Origin of the sequence: Nocardia jiangxiensis NBRC 101359, from assembly GCF_000308615.1 — a bacterium.
Classification (GTDB): Bacteria; Actinomycetota; Actinomycetes; order Mycobacteriales; family Mycobacteriaceae; genus Nocardia; species Nocardia jiangxiensis.
The window spans coordinates 17,019-31,370 of the sequence record NZ_BAGB01000047.1 but is presented as its reverse complement, the minus strand read 5'-3'; the positions used below and the strand labels follow the sequence as shown (position 1 = coordinate 31,370).

Annotated in this window: 17 protein-coding genes; 11 read left to right on the top strand and 6 right to left on the bottom strand. The window is 66.4% G+C overall.

The features are described from left to right. The first annotated feature begins 8 nt into the window (after nucleotides 1-8). The 7 genes from ON40_RS20585 to ON40_RS20555 all read left to right on the top strand — a co-directional run bounded on the left by ON40_RS20585 (nucleotide 9) and on the right by ON40_RS20555 (nucleotide 6,115). On the top strand, nucleotides 9-668 hold the full coding sequence (locus ON40_RS20585; protein ID WP_040825252.1) for a TetR/AcrR family transcriptional regulator: 660 nt from the start codon (nucleotides 9-11) through the stop codon (nucleotides 666-668). 128 nt (nucleotides 669-796) lie between these two features. After that, nucleotides 797-1,549, top strand: a complete 753-nt coding sequence (locus ON40_RS20580; RefSeq protein WP_040825251.1) for an SDR family NAD(P)-dependent oxidoreductase — start codon at nucleotides 797-799, stop codon at nucleotides 1,547-1,549. A gap of 112 nt (nucleotides 1,550-1,661) precedes the next feature. After that, nucleotides 1,662-3,176: an acyl-CoA synthetase gene (locus ON40_RS20575; protein ID WP_040825250.1), complete on the top strand. Its 1,515-nt coding sequence runs from the start codon at nucleotides 1,662-1,664 to the stop codon at nucleotides 3,174-3,176. Between the two features lie 127 nt (nucleotides 3,177-3,303). Next, a complete protein-coding gene (locus ON40_RS20570; RefSeq protein WP_040825249.1) occupies nucleotides 3,304-4,494 on the top strand; it encodes an NAD(P)/FAD-dependent oxidoreductase in 1,191 nt (396 codons plus the stop codon). A 53-nt stretch (nucleotides 4,495-4,547) separates the two neighbouring features. Continuing rightward, complete coding sequence (locus ON40_RS20565) at nucleotides 4,548-4,742, top strand: ferredoxin (RefSeq protein WP_040825248.1); 195 nt, start codon at nucleotides 4,548-4,550, stop codon at nucleotides 4,740-4,742. 51 nt (nucleotides 4,743-4,793) lie between these two features. Continuing rightward, the gene (locus ON40_RS20560) at nucleotides 4,794-5,150 is read left to right on the top strand and encodes an EthD domain-containing protein (protein ID WP_245567944.1); all 357 of its coding nucleotides are present in this window, start codon (nucleotides 4,794-4,796) and stop codon (nucleotides 5,148-5,150) included. Next, the gene (locus tag ON40_RS20555) at nucleotides 5,144-6,115 is read left to right on the top strand and encodes a zinc-binding dehydrogenase (RefSeq protein WP_040825247.1); all 972 of its coding nucleotides are present in this window, start codon (nucleotides 5,144-5,146) and stop codon (nucleotides 6,113-6,115) included. Before ON40_RS20560 ends, ON40_RS20555 begins: the two co-directional genes overlap by 7 nt. A 280-nt stretch (nucleotides 6,116-6,395) precedes the next feature. On the opposite strand, the gene ON40_RS20550 is transcribed toward ON40_RS20555, so the two are convergent. The 3 genes from ON40_RS20550 to ON40_RS20540 form a co-directional block, all read right to left on the bottom strand. Continuing rightward, a complete protein-coding gene (locus tag ON40_RS20550) occupies nucleotides 6,396-7,133 on the bottom strand; it encodes an SDR family oxidoreductase (RefSeq protein ID WP_040825246.1) in 738 nt (245 codons plus the stop codon). A 150-nt stretch (nucleotides 7,134-7,283) separates the two neighbouring features. After that, entirely contained in the window at nucleotides 7,284-7,682 is a 399-nt protein-coding gene (locus ON40_RS20545) for a nuclear transport factor 2 family protein (protein ID WP_040825245.1), read from the bottom strand. Nucleotides 7,683-7,701: 19 nt separating this feature from the next. Further along, a complete protein-coding gene (locus ON40_RS20540) occupies nucleotides 7,702-8,106 on the bottom strand; it encodes a nuclear transport factor 2 family protein (protein WP_040825244.1) in 405 nt (134 codons plus the stop codon). Between the two features lie 172 nt (nucleotides 8,107-8,278). Here ON40_RS20540 and ON40_RS20535 point away from each other — a divergent pair, with 172 nt between their 5' ends. Together ON40_RS20535 and ON40_RS20530 are read left to right on the top strand one after the other, a co-directional pair. Continuing rightward, complete coding sequence (locus ON40_RS20535; RefSeq protein ID WP_040825243.1) at nucleotides 8,279-9,316, top strand: cyclase family protein; 1,038 nt, start codon at nucleotides 8,279-8,281, stop codon at nucleotides 9,314-9,316. A gap of 166 nt (nucleotides 9,317-9,482) precedes the next feature. Next, nucleotides 9,483-10,175 carry a TetR/AcrR family transcriptional regulator gene (locus ON40_RS20530; protein ID WP_051193355.1) on the top strand — a complete coding sequence of 231 codons (693 nt, stop codon included), beginning with the start codon at nucleotides 9,483-9,485 and terminating at the stop codon, nucleotides 10,173-10,175. 87 nt (nucleotides 10,176-10,262) lie between these two features. Here the strand turns inward: ON40_RS20530 and ON40_RS20525 are convergent, their stop codons facing one another. From ON40_RS20525 to ON40_RS20515, 3 genes are read right to left on the bottom strand one after another with little or no spacing between them, the layout of a single operon-like run. Further along, the gene (locus ON40_RS20525) at nucleotides 10,263-11,027 is read right to left on the bottom strand and encodes an NADPH-dependent F420 reductase (protein WP_040825854.1); all 765 of its coding nucleotides are present in this window, start codon (nucleotides 11,025-11,027) and stop codon (nucleotides 10,263-10,265) included. 38 nt (nucleotides 11,028-11,065) lie between these two features. Further along, a complete protein-coding gene (locus tag ON40_RS20520; protein ID WP_040825242.1) occupies nucleotides 11,066-11,845 on the bottom strand; it encodes an enoyl-CoA hydratase in 780 nt (259 codons plus the stop codon). Then, nucleotides 11,842-12,858 carry a zinc-dependent alcohol dehydrogenase gene (locus tag ON40_RS20515; protein ID WP_040825241.1) on the bottom strand — a complete coding sequence of 339 codons (1,017 nt, stop codon included), beginning with the start codon at nucleotides 12,856-12,858 and terminating at the stop codon, nucleotides 11,842-11,844. The genes ON40_RS20520 and ON40_RS20515 overlap by 4 nt, the downstream gene beginning before the upstream one ends. Before the next feature lie 463 nt (nucleotides 12,859-13,321). Here ON40_RS20515 and ON40_RS20510 point away from each other — a divergent pair, with 463 nt between their 5' ends. Both ON40_RS20510 and ON40_RS48250 read left to right on the top strand, forming a co-directional pair. Next, complete coding sequence (locus ON40_RS20510) at nucleotides 13,322-13,810, top strand: hypothetical protein (RefSeq protein WP_157186356.1); 489 nt, start codon at nucleotides 13,322-13,324, stop codon at nucleotides 13,808-13,810. A gap of 12 nt (nucleotides 13,811-13,822) precedes the next feature. Then, on the top strand, nucleotides 13,823-14,341 hold the full coding sequence (locus ON40_RS48250; RefSeq protein WP_051193354.1) for a hypothetical protein: 519 nt from the start codon (nucleotides 13,823-13,825) through the stop codon (nucleotides 14,339-14,341). Nucleotides 14,342-14,352 lie beyond the last annotated feature (11 nt).

The window sequence follows — 14,352 nt, the reverse complement described above, 5'->3', positions numbered from 1 at the left end:
AGGACCACATGCCCCGCCCACCTGGACACGGACCCGGATACGAGGTCAAGCGGCAGGAGATCATCGATACTGCCGCTGCGCTGTTCGCGAAGAAGGGGTATGCCGCCACCGGAATCGTGGAACTCGGCGATACCGTCGGGCTGGCCAAAGGGGCGCTGTACTACTACATCGGCTCGAAGGAGAATCTGCTCGTAGAGATTCAGGAGCGGGTCCTGGATCCGCTGCTGGTCGCCGCCGCGCGGATTCAGGAATCCGAGGCGGCCCCGCTGGTGAAATTGCGGCTGCTGTCCGGGGAATTGCTGCAGATGATCTTCACCCGGCTCGACCACATCTGGGTGTACGAGCACGATTACCGGCAGCTGACCGGCAAGAATCGCACCCGGATGTTGCAGCGGCGGCAGGAATTCGAGGGCGTGGTGCGGTCACTGCTGACCGCCGCGATGGATGAGGGCGCGATCGGTGAAACCGATCCGACCCTGGCCACCCTGCAATTTCTCAACATGCACAACCACACCTACCAGTGGGTGAAACTGGGGCAGGACTGGGACGCGGAGTTCCTGTCCAAGACCTATTGCGCGACGCTGTTCAACGGATTCGCCCAGGGCGCTTGCGATCTCGCGGCACTGGAGGCGGACGTCGCCGCGTATCGGTCCACGCACGCGGCATAGGGGGACCGCAAGGGGTGGGCAAGCGATAGTTCCGGCCCTGTGCCGAGCCTTGACACGATTGCGCGCGTAGTTTCTTATACCGAGTGTTCGAAACTATTCACTCGCCGCAATCCGAAAGAGGGCGAATCATGGGATCCAGGCTCGAAGGTAAGACCGTCGTGGTGGCCGGTGCGGGCGGTGCGCTCGGTTCGGCCGTGGCGCGGCGCTGCGCCGAGGAGGGGGTGCGCGCGCTGGTCCTGGCTGATCTGAACGTCGAGGTCATCGCCGCATCGGCCGAGGAGCTGCGCGGTGCGGGGGTGACCGTGGAAGCGGAACATCTCGACGTCGCCGACGGTGACGAATTCGAGGCGCTCATCGCCTCGGCGGCCGAACGTCACGGGACGGTCGACGCGCTGGTGAACACCGCGGGCATCGTCTCCCCGAACGCGCGCATCCACCACCTGTCCACGCAGGACTTCGAGCGCACCATCTCGGTGAATCTGACCGGCACTTTCCACGGCATTCGCGCGGTGGCCCGCACGCTGCGCAAGCGTTCGCCGGTGTCCATCGTCAACATCGCTTCGGTCAGCGGCCTGACTGCCTGGGCATATGCGGCGCCCTACTGCGCCTCCAAGGCCGGTGTCATCCACCTGACCCGCGTTGCCGCGCTCGAATACGCGAAGGAGGGCATCCGGGTGAATGCGGTGTGTCCCGGCACCTTCCCGACGGCGCTGCACGAGACCCTGCCTGCCGAGGCGATGCGGGCGATCGAGGACAAACATCCGCTCGGCCTGGGCTCGCCCGAGGATCTCACCGGCGCGGTGGTGTATCTGGCGAGCGATGAATCCCGGTGGGTGACAGGGCATTCCCTGGTCGTGGACGGCGGGTATTCGCTGCCCTGACCGGGGCTGCGGCAAATGGCCGGAGGTGTTGGTTGTAAGCCGGGCCAGAGTTTATTAGTCTAGTCGGTACAGAAAATATTGAGGATCCTCTATCCGACAGCGAGGCCCGTGAATGTTGAACTTCGCCTCCGTGCTCGATCGCAACGCGCACCGTTGGGCCGACCGCATCGCCGTATCCGAGGGTGATCGGCAGCTCACCTACACGGAGTTGTCGACGCGGGTGAACGCCCTGTCGGCCGCGCTGCTCGAACTGGGCGTCGGTGCGGGTGACATCGTCGCGGTGCTGCTGTACAACCGCATCGAGTTCGTCGAGATCATGCTGGCGGCCAATCGAATCGGCGCAGCGATCCTGCCGCTGAACTACCGGCTCTCGCCCGAGGAGTGGCGCTACATCCTGACGCACTCCGAGGCCGTGGCGATCCTCACCGAGGCCGAATTCACCTCGGGCGTGGACGAATTGGCACCCGGGCTGCCTGCTCTACGGCACCGGGTGACCGTCGACGCCCCTGCCGGAACGTGGCTCGGATACGACGAACTCCTCGCGCGGCTGCACGGTCGGGCAGCGCCCCTGGCCGACGTGGAACCCGATGCGCTGCAACGGTTGATGTACACCTCCGGGACGACCTCGCGCCCGAAGGGTGTGATGATCTCGCACCAGAACCTGATCTGGAAGAACCTCGCGCACATCCTCGAGTTCGGTCTCACCGCCGCGGACAACACCCTGGTGTGCGGCCCGCTCTATCACGTCGGCGGGATGGATCTGCCGGGCCTGGCGACCTTCCATGCCGGTGGCCGCCTGAGCCTGGTGCGGCGTTTCGACGCCGCCGCGGTGGTGGACGCCGTCGAGCGGCTGCGTCCGACCAATGTCTGGCTGGCCCCCTCGATGATGAACGCCCTGCTGCAACTACCCGATATCGCCGAGCGCGATACCGCCTCGATCCGCTTCATCACCGGGGGCGGGGAGAAGATGCCGATCCCGCTGCTGGACCGGATCGCGCAGACGTTCCCCAATGCCTGGTTCGCCGACTCGTACGGACTCACCGAGACCGTGTCGGGCGATACCGCGAACGATCCGGCGCATATGCGCTCCAAGGTCGGTTCGGTCGGCCGCGCGGTCGCGCATGTGCAGATCGCGATCCTGGACGAGGAAGACCGGCCGGTCCCGGCGGGGCAGCTGGGCGAGGTCTCGATCCGCGGGCCCAAGGTGATGTCCGGATACTGGCGTGATCCCGAGGCGACCCGAAAAGCTCTGCGCGGGGGCTGGTTCCATACCGGCGATATCGGCAGGCTCGATGCCGAGGGCTACCTCTACATCGAGGATCGCAAGAAGGACATGATCGTCTCGGGCGGTGAGAACATCGCCACACCCGAGGTGGAGCGGGTGCTGTACGAGCATCCGGATGTGGTGGAGGCGGCTGTGGTCGGCATGGCTCATCCGCGCTGGGGTGAGGTGCCCAAGGCGTTCGTGGTGTCGCGTCCGGGAAGTTCCCTCGACGAGGCCGCGCTCGCGGAGTTCTGTCGCGCTCGGCTGGCGAAGTACAAGGTGCCCGCGCGGATCGAGTTCATCGACACGCTGCCCCGGACGCCGTCGGGCAAGGTGCTCAAACGCGTGCTGCGCGACGGCTGAGTGGCAGTGGCCGCCTGGCGGCCGGACATTTCCTGAGGTCGGACACGCTATATTGATTGTACCGACCGATAGGTCTAAAGTATCTCTGTGGCGCACCGGCACTACAGAGCGGAGACAGGAGTCACGCATGGGTTCTACCGACTGTGCGCACGTACTTGTGGTCGGTGCGTCGGCCGCCGGACTATCCACCGTGGAGTCCTTGCGGCGCAAGGGTTATCAGGGTGCCATCACGGTCCTCGGTGACGAGCCGCACGCGCCGTACGATCGCCCGCCGCTGTCCAAACAGGTGCTCTCGGGCGCCTGGGAGCCCGAGCGGGCGCAGCTGCGTCCGCCCGCGCATCTGGAATCGCTGAACGCGGAGTTCGTGCTGGGCGACCCGGCGACCTCGCTGGACGTGGCCAACCGGACCGTGCACACCGCCTCGGGGCGCAGCCTGCGGGCCGACGCGATCGTCATCGCCACCGGCGTGCGCCCGCGGACGCTGCCCGGCCAGGACGGCCTGGCCGGCGTGCACGTGCTGCGCACCCTGGAGGATTCGCTCGCGCTGCGCGCCGATCTGCTCACCGCATCCCAGCTCGTGGTTGTCGGCGAGGGCGTGCTCGGCGCCGAAATCACCGCCACCGCAAGCGCTCTCGGCCTGGACGTCACCATGACCGGACCCCAGCCCGCGCCGATGGCATTGCAGGTCGGCCCGCTGGTCTCGGGAGTGCTCGCCGATCTGCACACCGAACGCGGAGTCAAGCTGCGCCTCGGCACCGGAGTGAGCGAGCTGCTCAGTGCCGACGGCCGGGTGACCGGGGTTCGCCTCGCGACCGGAGAGGAGCTGCCCGCCGATCTGGTGGCGGTCGCCATCGGTGCGGTACCGACCACACAGTGGTTGGCGGACAGCGGAATTCGGCTCGAGAACGGCGTGGTGTGCGATTCGCGCTGCCGTGCGGCCGAGGGCGTCTACGCCGTCGGTGACGTGGCCCGCTGGGAGCACGAGAAGTTCGGGCTGATCCGGTTGGAGAACCGGACCAACGCCACCGAACAGGCCGCGGCCGTCGCGGACGCGATTCTCGGACAGGACCGGCCGTACGCGCCGGTGCCGTATTTCTGGACCGACCAATTCGACGCGAAACTCCAGGTACACGGCGTGCTTCGGCCGGAGACCGAGGTGGAGGTCGTGGAGGGGGACATCGCCGCGCGACGTTTCGTCGCGGAGTATCGCAGCGGGGGCGTCGTCACCGGCGTTCTGGGCTGGAATATGCCCAAACAGGCGCGGCAGCGTCGCCAGCACATCGTCGATGCGCTGGTCGAGGCAAGTCCCGTCAGCTGATCGCGCCGATCACAGCAGACCATCGCAACAGCCCAACCGATCAGGAGAATGTCATGAAAGTTGTCATCGACGAGGACAAGTGCGTCGCCGCCGGACAGTGTGTCGCTGCTGCCGCGGAGGTTTTCGATCAGCGCGAGGAGGACGGCATCGTGGTCCTGCTCAACGCGAACCCGTCCGCCGATCTGGCCGACGACGTCCGCAATGCGGCCGCGGTCTGTCCGGCGTTGGCGATCACCATCGAGGAATGAGGATGCGGTCGTCATGATCGGCAGCAGGGGGTGCGGACGGCCGTGATCAAGATGATCGTGCTGATCGCCCGTCGTCCCGGCCTCACACTCGAAGAGTTCTGCAGATACTACGAATTCGAGCACGCACCGTTGGCCGCGCGAGTGATTCCCGCGGACGTGTCGGCGGTGATCAAGCACTACCAGCAGGATCACGCGCTGCGGATCGGCCGCTCCCCGGCTGATCCGGCATACGACTGCGTCACCGAGTTCGAATTCGAAGACCTTGCGGGCCTGCGTATCTGGACTGAATGGTATCGGGGGCCGGGCGGCAAGGTGTTGCGCGACGACGAGGAGAATTTCATGGATATCGGCAGACGGGTCATCGTCGTGACCGATGTGCGCCCGGCGACCCTGGATGCCGCATGCTAGCGGCCACGATCGCCGGAGTGAACGCGGATGACCCGATCGCGGGTCTGCGCGTCGGGGAACATCGCGAACCGGTTCTGCCGGATACGGATTGGACCGTCGTGCAGGTGCGCGCGGCCTCGCTCAACCACCATGACATCTGGTCGCTGCGCGGTGTGGGCACGCCGAAGAACGCGCCACTGCCGCGCGTACTCGGTTGTGACGCAGCGGGAGTCGACGAGAGTGGGCGCGAGGTCATCATCCACGCGCTGATCAACGATCCGGAGTGGGCGGGCGAGGAGATCCTCGATCCGCGCGTGACGATCCTGTCGGACATGTACGACGGGACCTTCGCCGAACGGGTCGCGGTACCCAAGCGCAATCTCGTGATCAAGCCCACCGCACTGTCCTTCGAACAGGCTGCCTGTCTGCCGACCGCGTGGGTGACCGCATTCCGGATGCTGTTCGTGCTGGCCGGTGTGCAACCGGGTAGCACGGTGCTCGTCCAGGGGGCGGGTGGCGGCGTGGCGACCGCGGCCATCATGTTGGGCAGGGCCGCCGGTGTGCGGGTCTGGGTGACCAGCCGTACGGCCGAAAAGCGTGCTCGCGCACTGGAACTGGGTGCCGATCAGGCATTCGAGACCGGCACCCGGCTACCCGATCGGGTCGACGCGGTCCTGGAGACCGTCGGCGCGGCGACCTGGGCGCACTCCACCAAGGCCGTGCGCCCCGGCGGGGTGATCGTGGTGGCGGGCATGACCTCCGGCACCAATCCGCCGCTGGATCTCGAGCGCATCTACATGGCGAAGCTCCGGATCGTCGGCACCACCATGGGCACCCGCGACGACCTCGAACAACTCGTCCAGTTCTGCGGCGAACACGATATTCGCCCGCCCGTGCACTCGGTGCTACCCCTCGCCGAGGCCCGCACAGGGTTCGAGTCGATGCTCACGGGTGATTTGTTCGGCAAGGTCCTGCTGCGCCCATAAGACTCGAATCCGCTTCGGCGGAACATATTTCGGCATCCGCGGTGAGTCCCGCGGTATGCACCTCCTTGCGGAAGCGGGTGCATACCGCAGGGTTCATCGCGGATCTGTCTTTCCCGGCGCAGGAGTGAGTGAGCGCAGGGGACCAGCCGGGCGCAGGGACAACCCGGCGACCATGTCGGCCGAGTGCGGGATGAGCCAGGTGCGTGAGCGAGTGTGGGGCGCGATCGGTCCGGCGGCCCACGGCTTTCGCAGGTGGCCGCCGGATGTGCAGCCGCGGAGTTCAGAGCAGGTAGCGGCCGCCGTTTACGCTCAGAGTCGTCCCGGTGATGTATCCCGCCTCCTCCGAGGCGAGGTAGGCCACGGCGTGGGCGATGTCCTCGGGTTGGCCGGCGTGGCGCATGGGGATGGTGGCTCCGATGGTTTCGACCTTGAGACTCGCGCGGGTGAGCGGTGTGTCGATGAGGCCGGGGGGTACGTGGTTGACGGTGATGCCCTTGGCGGCGTACTCGACCGCGAGGGCCTTGGTGAGTCCGATGACGCCGCTCTTGGACGCGACGTAGTGGGCCATGGCGGGCGCGCCGGTCTGGGCGCAGGCGGAGGAGATGTTGATGATCCGGCCCCAGCCGTCGTCGAGCATGTCGGCGATGAATTCCCGGCTGACCAGGAACGGGCCCTTGAGGTTGACCTGGATCATCCGGTCCCAGGACTCCTCGCGCATGATGGCGAAGGGTTCGGTCTCGTTGATTCCGGCGTTGTTGACCAGGATGGTGACCGGGCCGAATTCGCTCTGGGTCTGCGAGGCCGCGGCGGCCACGGATTCGACCTCGGCGGCATCGCATTCGACGGCGATGGCCGTGCCGCCGTCGGCCTGGATGGCGGCGGTGGTCTTCTCGGCGCCCTCGGGATCGATGTCCCACACCGCCACGGCGGCGCCTCGGCGCGCGAGTTCGGCCGCGATCGCGGCTCCGATACCGCGCCCGCCGCCGGTGACGACGGCATTCCTACCGTGCAGTGACATGAATCGCTCCTTTGCTATTCGCCGTGATATTGATTGTACCTATCGGTCGGTATAACGAAAGCGGGCGTGGCCGAGGAATCTGCTCCCGTACTGGTAGGGGCCCCGCCGGAAGGGATTCCGGCGAGTCCCTCGGTCAGGTGCGAGTCGGACTCACATCACCAGTGAGAGCTTGCGGCTCTGAAACAGCCAGGTATCGCCGTCGCGGCGCAGTGTGTCCTCGTACTTGCCGACCAGCTGTACGGCCCAACCGTTCTCGCCGCGCAGGACGAAGACCAGATCGCTACTCGCCGTCGCCTCGTCCGCGGTCCAGGACGTGAGGACGATATTGCCGACCATGTGCCGCTGCGGCTGCGTCGGCACCATCCCGGCATACGCGGCGCGCAGCGCGTCGTGGCCCTCGAAGGTGCCCACGCCCATGATCTCGCTGCTGCCGTCCTTGCTGAACAGGGTCACGATGTCGTCCGTGCGGCCGGTGTCCAGCGCCTGGGTGTACGAGTTGATCGCGTTGTGCACGCCGAAGGTGACGTCGGCCTCGGTGAGGGTGCTCATTATCTGCTCCTGGTTCGGATTAGGTGAGGAAGCTGGTGTCGCGGTGCGAGAATCGCCACGTGTCGCCGTCGCGGCGCAGAGTGTCCTTGTAGTGGCCGACAAGCTGTACGCCCCAACCGTTTTCGCCGCGCAGGACCAGCAGCGCATCGCTTTCGGCGGTGGCCTCGTCCTGGCTCCACGAGGTGATCACGGTGTTGGCGATCAGGTGCCGCGCGGGCGCGGTCAGCTGCGCGGCGAATCCGGTGAAGGCCGCGCGGATGGCCTCGCGGCCGACGAACGGGTCCGCCCCGGGCATCTCGAGCACCGCGTTCTCGGTGTACAGCGCCGCGACGTCGTCGTTGCGGCCCGAATCCTGTGCCTGGGTGTGTGCGCCGATGGTGGCGCGGACCCCGGCCGCCACCGACGCTTGCGTAGCTTGGCTCATCAATCTCTCCAAGGTGGAAAAGGGCTGCCAGGAGACTCGCGGGCAGGCCCGAAGGGTTCTTTCGAACGGTCAGTTTAGAGCAAATAGTTTGTTTCGTTGACCGATCGGTACAACGCATTTAGCATGAATATCGCAGTCGACGAGGACTGTGACGACTTCATGAGGAGCAGGCGTGACGAAGCGATGGCAGCAACGCCCACCGGGATCGACCTGGGGCGACTGGGGTGAGGACGATCAGCTCGGCCGGATCAACCTGCTGACCCCGGAGAAGGTTCTGCAGGGCGTGCGCGAGGTCGAGCACGGGATCAGCTTCAGCCTGAGCCTGCCGCTGGACTATCCCGGCGGCAGCGCCATGAATCAGCGCCGCTATCCGCCGATCCTGCGCCCGACCGAGGATCTGCAGCACAACCAGGACACGTTCTACAACGTCGTCGCCAAGGACTCGATCGACCCGACCTTCATCGATCTGTGGAGCGATGACGTCGTGACGCTGTGGCTGCAGTATTCGACGCAGTGGGACGGGCTGGCCCATCAGGGCGCGCTGTTCGACGCCGACGGTGACGGTGTCGCGGAACCGGTGTACTACAACGGATTCCGGCCCGGCGTCGAGATCATCGGCCCGCAGGAGGATGCCAAGGGCGACGGCAGCGGCAGCCTGGCCTACGCCAAGAACCTCGGTCTGGAGCACATGGCCGCCCACGGCGTCCAGGGCCGTGGCGTCCTCGTGGACGTCTCCAGTCTGGGCAAGGACTGGCGGCCGGTGAGCCTGAAGATGCTGCAGGGCTTCATGGCCGAGCAGAACGTCGTGGTGGAGCCGGGCGATATGTTCATCTTCCACACCGGCTTCTGCGACCAGATCATGGCCTGGGAGAAGAACCCGGGGCCCGAGATTCAGGCGATGTACCCGTACCTGGACGCCGAGGACGAGGACCTGCTCCAGTGGATCGACGAATCGCAGATCTCGGCGCTCATCTCGGACAACTACGCCGTGGAGGGCTGGACCGGCCCGAACGCGGAGCCGCACACCCTGATTCCGATCCACCACCTGTGCCTGTTCAAGCTGGGCATTCCGCTCGGTGAGCTGTGGTATACGTCGGAGCTGGCGAAGTGGCTGCGCGAGCACAATCGCAACCGCTTCCTGCTCACCGCTCCGCCGCTGCGCCTGCCGGGCACCATGGGCAGTCCGCTGACGCCGGTGGCGACCGTGTGAGGACAGCGGGTATCCGTGGGGTCGGGAGCCGGTTCGGTGTGGGTGCGGCAGATCGCCGAATCCGCATCGAACCGCTTGTACACGGTGAGTGATCGTGTGGGTGTCTGTCGCGCAACGCTTTTCGTGACAGTCGGAGCGGGGGAGAACTGGGTGGAGGGTGTGGGAGATGCCGACGACGCGAACCGAGCGGGGTAAGACCGCGCGTTATTACCGTAAGCGCGAACAGGTGGTGGACGTGGCGGTCGGGCTGTTCTCGAAGAACGGCTACGCGAGTACGGGTGTCGCGGATATCGGCGAGGCGGCCGGACTGGCCCGCGGCGCGCTCTATTACTACATCGGATCCAAGGAAGCGCTGCTGGCGGACATCCACGATCGGGTGATCGATCCGCTGCTGTCCGAGGCGTCGACAATCGTGCACTCGGACATAGGTTTTCAGGCCAAGTTGCGGCTGCTGTCGGAATCGCTGCTGCGTCAGATCGTGCACCGGCAGGATCACGTGCGGGTGTTCCTGCACGAATTCCATCAGCTCCAGGGCGATTACCGGATCGTGTTCCGGATGAAACGGCGACGGTTCGAATCGCAGATCCTCGAGGTACTCGCCGACGGGAAACGCGAAGACGCACTGCGCGTTCAGGATCTGGAACTGACCATGCTGGCTTTCCTGAACCTGCACAACCACACCTATCAGTGGCTGTCCCGCCGCAAGGATCTGACGGTGGCGGATCTCGCCCGCGTCTACTGCGAGCTGTTCCTGAACGGAATCCTCACCGAGCGCGTGGACCAGGACGCGCTCGAGGCCGAATTGCGGCACGGGCGTTCGATTCTCGGGCTGCTCGCCGAAAAAGGGCTCGACCACTGACCGGAATCCGGCGAAACACGTCGCCCGTCGCCACCCACCAGCGTGGGTAGCGACGGGTGATGTCGATTCGATGGAAATCGATTGGTACTACGACAATTTGAATGCGTGGCCGGCGGTGGCGCGGGCCTCGCTGGCGACGACCCGCTCGGCGCGCTCGACCAGTTCACGCACCCGCGCGGCCGATACCGTGACTCCCGGGGTGTCGAAGAACCAGCGCGCCGCGCTGTCCGGGCTCAACCCTTCGGGCCGCTCGGCGAGATAGGGCTGGACGTAGACCAGGGTGCCCGGTTCGCTGCGCCAGCTCTCGGCCAGCGTGCCGGTATCCACCGCGTCGTAGCCGAGCGTGTCCAGCAGGCGCGTCACCATCGCCTTGGCCGGTGCCTCATCACCCGCTATGGGCAGGGCGCTGCGATCGGCGGCACCGGTGGGGCGGGCCGAGGTGAACAGGTGCCGGTAATCGATGTTGTTGAACGCCTTGACTACTCGGGATTCGGCCAGATGTCGCTGCACCAGGGCACTGGAAGTCAGCCCGCCCGAGTCCAGCTCGGTGATGCGGCCGTCCCGGTCCGGGTAGTAGTTCATCGTATCGATGACCACCTTGCCCGCCAGGGCCGCGCTGGGCAGCCGGTCGTAGGACTTCAGCGGGACGGTGGCCACCACCAGGTCCCCGGCCTGGGCTGCCTCGGTCGCGGTGCCCGCGCGGGCGTGTTCGCCGAGTTCGGCGACCAGCTCGGTGAGGGTTTCGGGGCCGCGCGAATTGCTCACCACGACATCCCATCCCGCGGCGACGGCGAGGCGGGCCACCGCGGTGCCGATATTGCCGCTGCCGATGAGTCCGAGCGTCTCGGTCATGATGTATCTCCGTTCCCGGTGAAGGACTTTCGTGGTGATCAACGTCCGAGGAAGTTCGGCGAGCGTTTCTCCTTGAACGCCGCGACTCCTTCGGTGAGGTCGGCGGTGCGGAACAGTTCGGCCTGGCCCGCGCGCTCGATTCCGAGCGCCTGCTCGAGCTGGGCCAGGGCCGTGGCATTGAACGCGCGCTTGATCCGGGTGTACGACGCGGTCGGTCCCTTGGCGAGATGCGCTGTGAGCCGGTCTATTTCGGCATCGAACTCGTCATCCGGCACCGCTTTGGTGATCAGTCCCCAGTCCGCCGCCCGCGTCGCGGGAATCCGCTCGGCGAGCATGGCCATGCGGGTGGCCCGTGCGTATCCGACCAGGCTCGGCACCAGCGCCGTGGCGCCGCCGTCGGGCATGAGGCCGATATTCGCGAAAGCCAGCAGGAAATAGGCCGACTCGCGGGCGACGGTCAGATCCGCGGCGAGGGCGAACGAACATCCGACCCCGACCGCGGGCCCGTTGACCGCCGCCAGAACCGGCTGCGGCACGGCGCGCAGTGCTCTGGTCAGCCGATTGGCCGCATCGATGGTGGAGGTGCGCGGACCACCCTCACCCGAGGATTTGGCCAGATCGGCGCCTGAACTGAACGCGCGCCCCGCGCCGGTCAGCACGAAGACACGCACTCCCGGATCGTCCGCGAGTTCCTCGAGGTTGGCAGCGGCATAGTTCATCATGTCGCCGGTGAGGGCGTTGAGCCGCTCGGGACGATTGAACTCCAGTCGCACGACCGTGTCGGTGCGATCGAGCAGGACAGCGGGTGAGGTGGTCATATCGATCGGTACCCGATCGCGACGTGCAGTGCCGAGCCGGTATCGCCTGCCTTCTCGATGGCCTCCACGATCCGGTCGATGCCGTAGACGTGGGTGATGATGGAGCCGAGATCGAAAGAGCCGCTTTCCATGATCTTCATGACGTCGCGTACGTCTTCGGGGCGATAGCCGCCCGGTCCGATCAGTTCCTGCTCGCCGTAGGTGAGTTGGAGCATGTTCACCGGAACGGGTCGCGAATGCACGGCCACCGCGGCGATGCGCGAGCCAGGCTTCGCCATCGACTGAATCGTGCCGATCAGTGCGTCGGGCCCCGCGGCCTCGACATAGATGTCGACATCGGGTGCGCTGCCCATCAGCGAGTGCACCTCGCCGAAGACCTCCGCCGCACGCTGCGCGGGATCCTGCCGCTCCGGATTGCAGGTGTGGAAACCGAGTCCGGCTGCCTTCTCCAGGCGGAAGTCCGAGACGTCGGCGACCAGCACCTCCGATACCCCGAAGCTCTTCAGCGCCACGGCGGCGCCGATCCCGATGGTGCCCGCACCGAACACGAATGCCTTCTCACCGGCCTGCGGGCGGGTGCGGCGCACGGCGCGGTGCGCCACCGTGAACGGCTCGATCATCGCCGCCACCGGAGTGGAGATCTTGTCGCTGACCTTGAAAACCTGTTCCCCGACTTGGCAATTCGGTACGAGGATGAACTCCGAGAAGCCGCCGAAGCAGCCTGCGCGGCCCGGATCGCCCTTGACCGACAGGGGATACGGGTAGACCCGCTCACCCACTCGCAGGCCGGTCACCTCGCTGCCGACCTCGGCCACCTCGGCCACCACTTCGTGCCCGAATTCCGATCCCCGCAGGATCTGATGTCCCTCCGGACCGTGCCGGTAGACCTTCACATCCGAGCCGCAGATTCCCGCGTGCAGGGTTCGCAGCAGAACGTCACGGGGTCCGCATTCGGGTGTATCCAGTTCGGCTACCACGATGTCGAGCTGTCCGTTGTATATCGCGGCTTTCATTCGCTGATCCCTTCCGGTTCGCCGACGGCGTCACGGCGCAAGTGGCCGGTGATGACATCGCCTGCAAGTGACTACGTTCGGGAAGTTATCCGGGCGCTCGATGGTGGCGGACGCGTAGTTTCCACTCAGCGGAAGTGGCCGCAGGGCCCGAACGTGGGTATGGGTGACAACTCAACGATCGGCTCGCTCCGCACATCCTGGCGCAGAAGATGCTTCGCCGACCGCTCCACGCGCTCGCCGATGCATTCGACCCTAGTCATCTCACCCGGACACCACTGAGCGGGACAAGATCGCGCGAGAATGCGCCTTGGAAGGGGGTCTCCCGTTCAGCGGGAATGTCTATCACAGCGAATGTGTGTGGGCGGTCACACTCTGGTCCATCCCGTCCGAATATCTGATGAGGGATTCACACGATGTACATCACCCCATCCGCGGTCGCCCGCGGGGTCGTTAGGACAGTCCGATGAACAATATCTCTCGAGCTACGACGCTTGCGACCGCTGTGGCCGCGACGGCCGTCGCGGTCGCGACGGTGGCCGCAGGGCCCGCGTCCGCCGAGGCCCCTGCCGCCCCGGCTGCGCCTGCCGGACCCGCCGCTCCCGTCGATCCGGGCGCGGAGTATCTGAAGGCATTCGACACGCTTGCCGGGGCGTATGGCAACGACAGCAACTCCGGTCGCACCGCCGGTGCGGTCATCGGTTCGGTGGTCGGATGTGGTGTCGGTGCAGTGACCGGGGGATCGATCACCATTCTCGTCTCCGCGGGCACGCTGACCCCGATTGGTGTGCTGGGCGGCTGCGTCCTCGGCGCGGGCACGCTGGGCTTCTTCGGCGGTGCCATTGGTGGTGCGGCCACCGGCCTTCCGGCCGTCGCCGCGGCCTGGCCGCAGGCATATGACCAGCTGCACTCGAAGGGGCTGATCGCGGCCCCGATGCCCGGTGCACCCTCCTAGAAACGAGTAACCATGAACAACAAGACTCAGGCAGTTGCGCTGGCCGCCCTGACCGCTGCCGCACTCGCTGTCACGACCGGTCCGGCGATCGCCGAATCGGCCGCCGAACCGGCGGCCGCGGCGGTTCCGGCCGCGCCCGTCGACCAGGCACCGAACGTCGCGGCACCCGTCAGTGACGATTTCGATGCGGATCTGCATGCGGCATGGGAGGCCGGCAATATGCAGGCGGGTATCGCCACCGCTCCCGGCGTCGCGGCGGGTACCGCAATCGGTATACCCATTGGCTGCGTCCTCGGTGCGGTGACGGGCGGCACGATGACCGCGATCGCGACCGCCGGGACGTTGACCATCCCGGTCGGGATCGCGGGTTGTCTGGTCGGGGCCGCAGCCGTCGGTGGTGTGGGTGCGGTACTCGGCGGTGCAGCGGCGGCAATTCCGGCTGGACTGTACGGCGGGGTTACCACCTTCAACCAGTTGCGTGCGCAGCACTCCGCGGGTGGTGCGACCGCACCGGCTCCGGCGCAGGGCTGATCCCCTCCGTC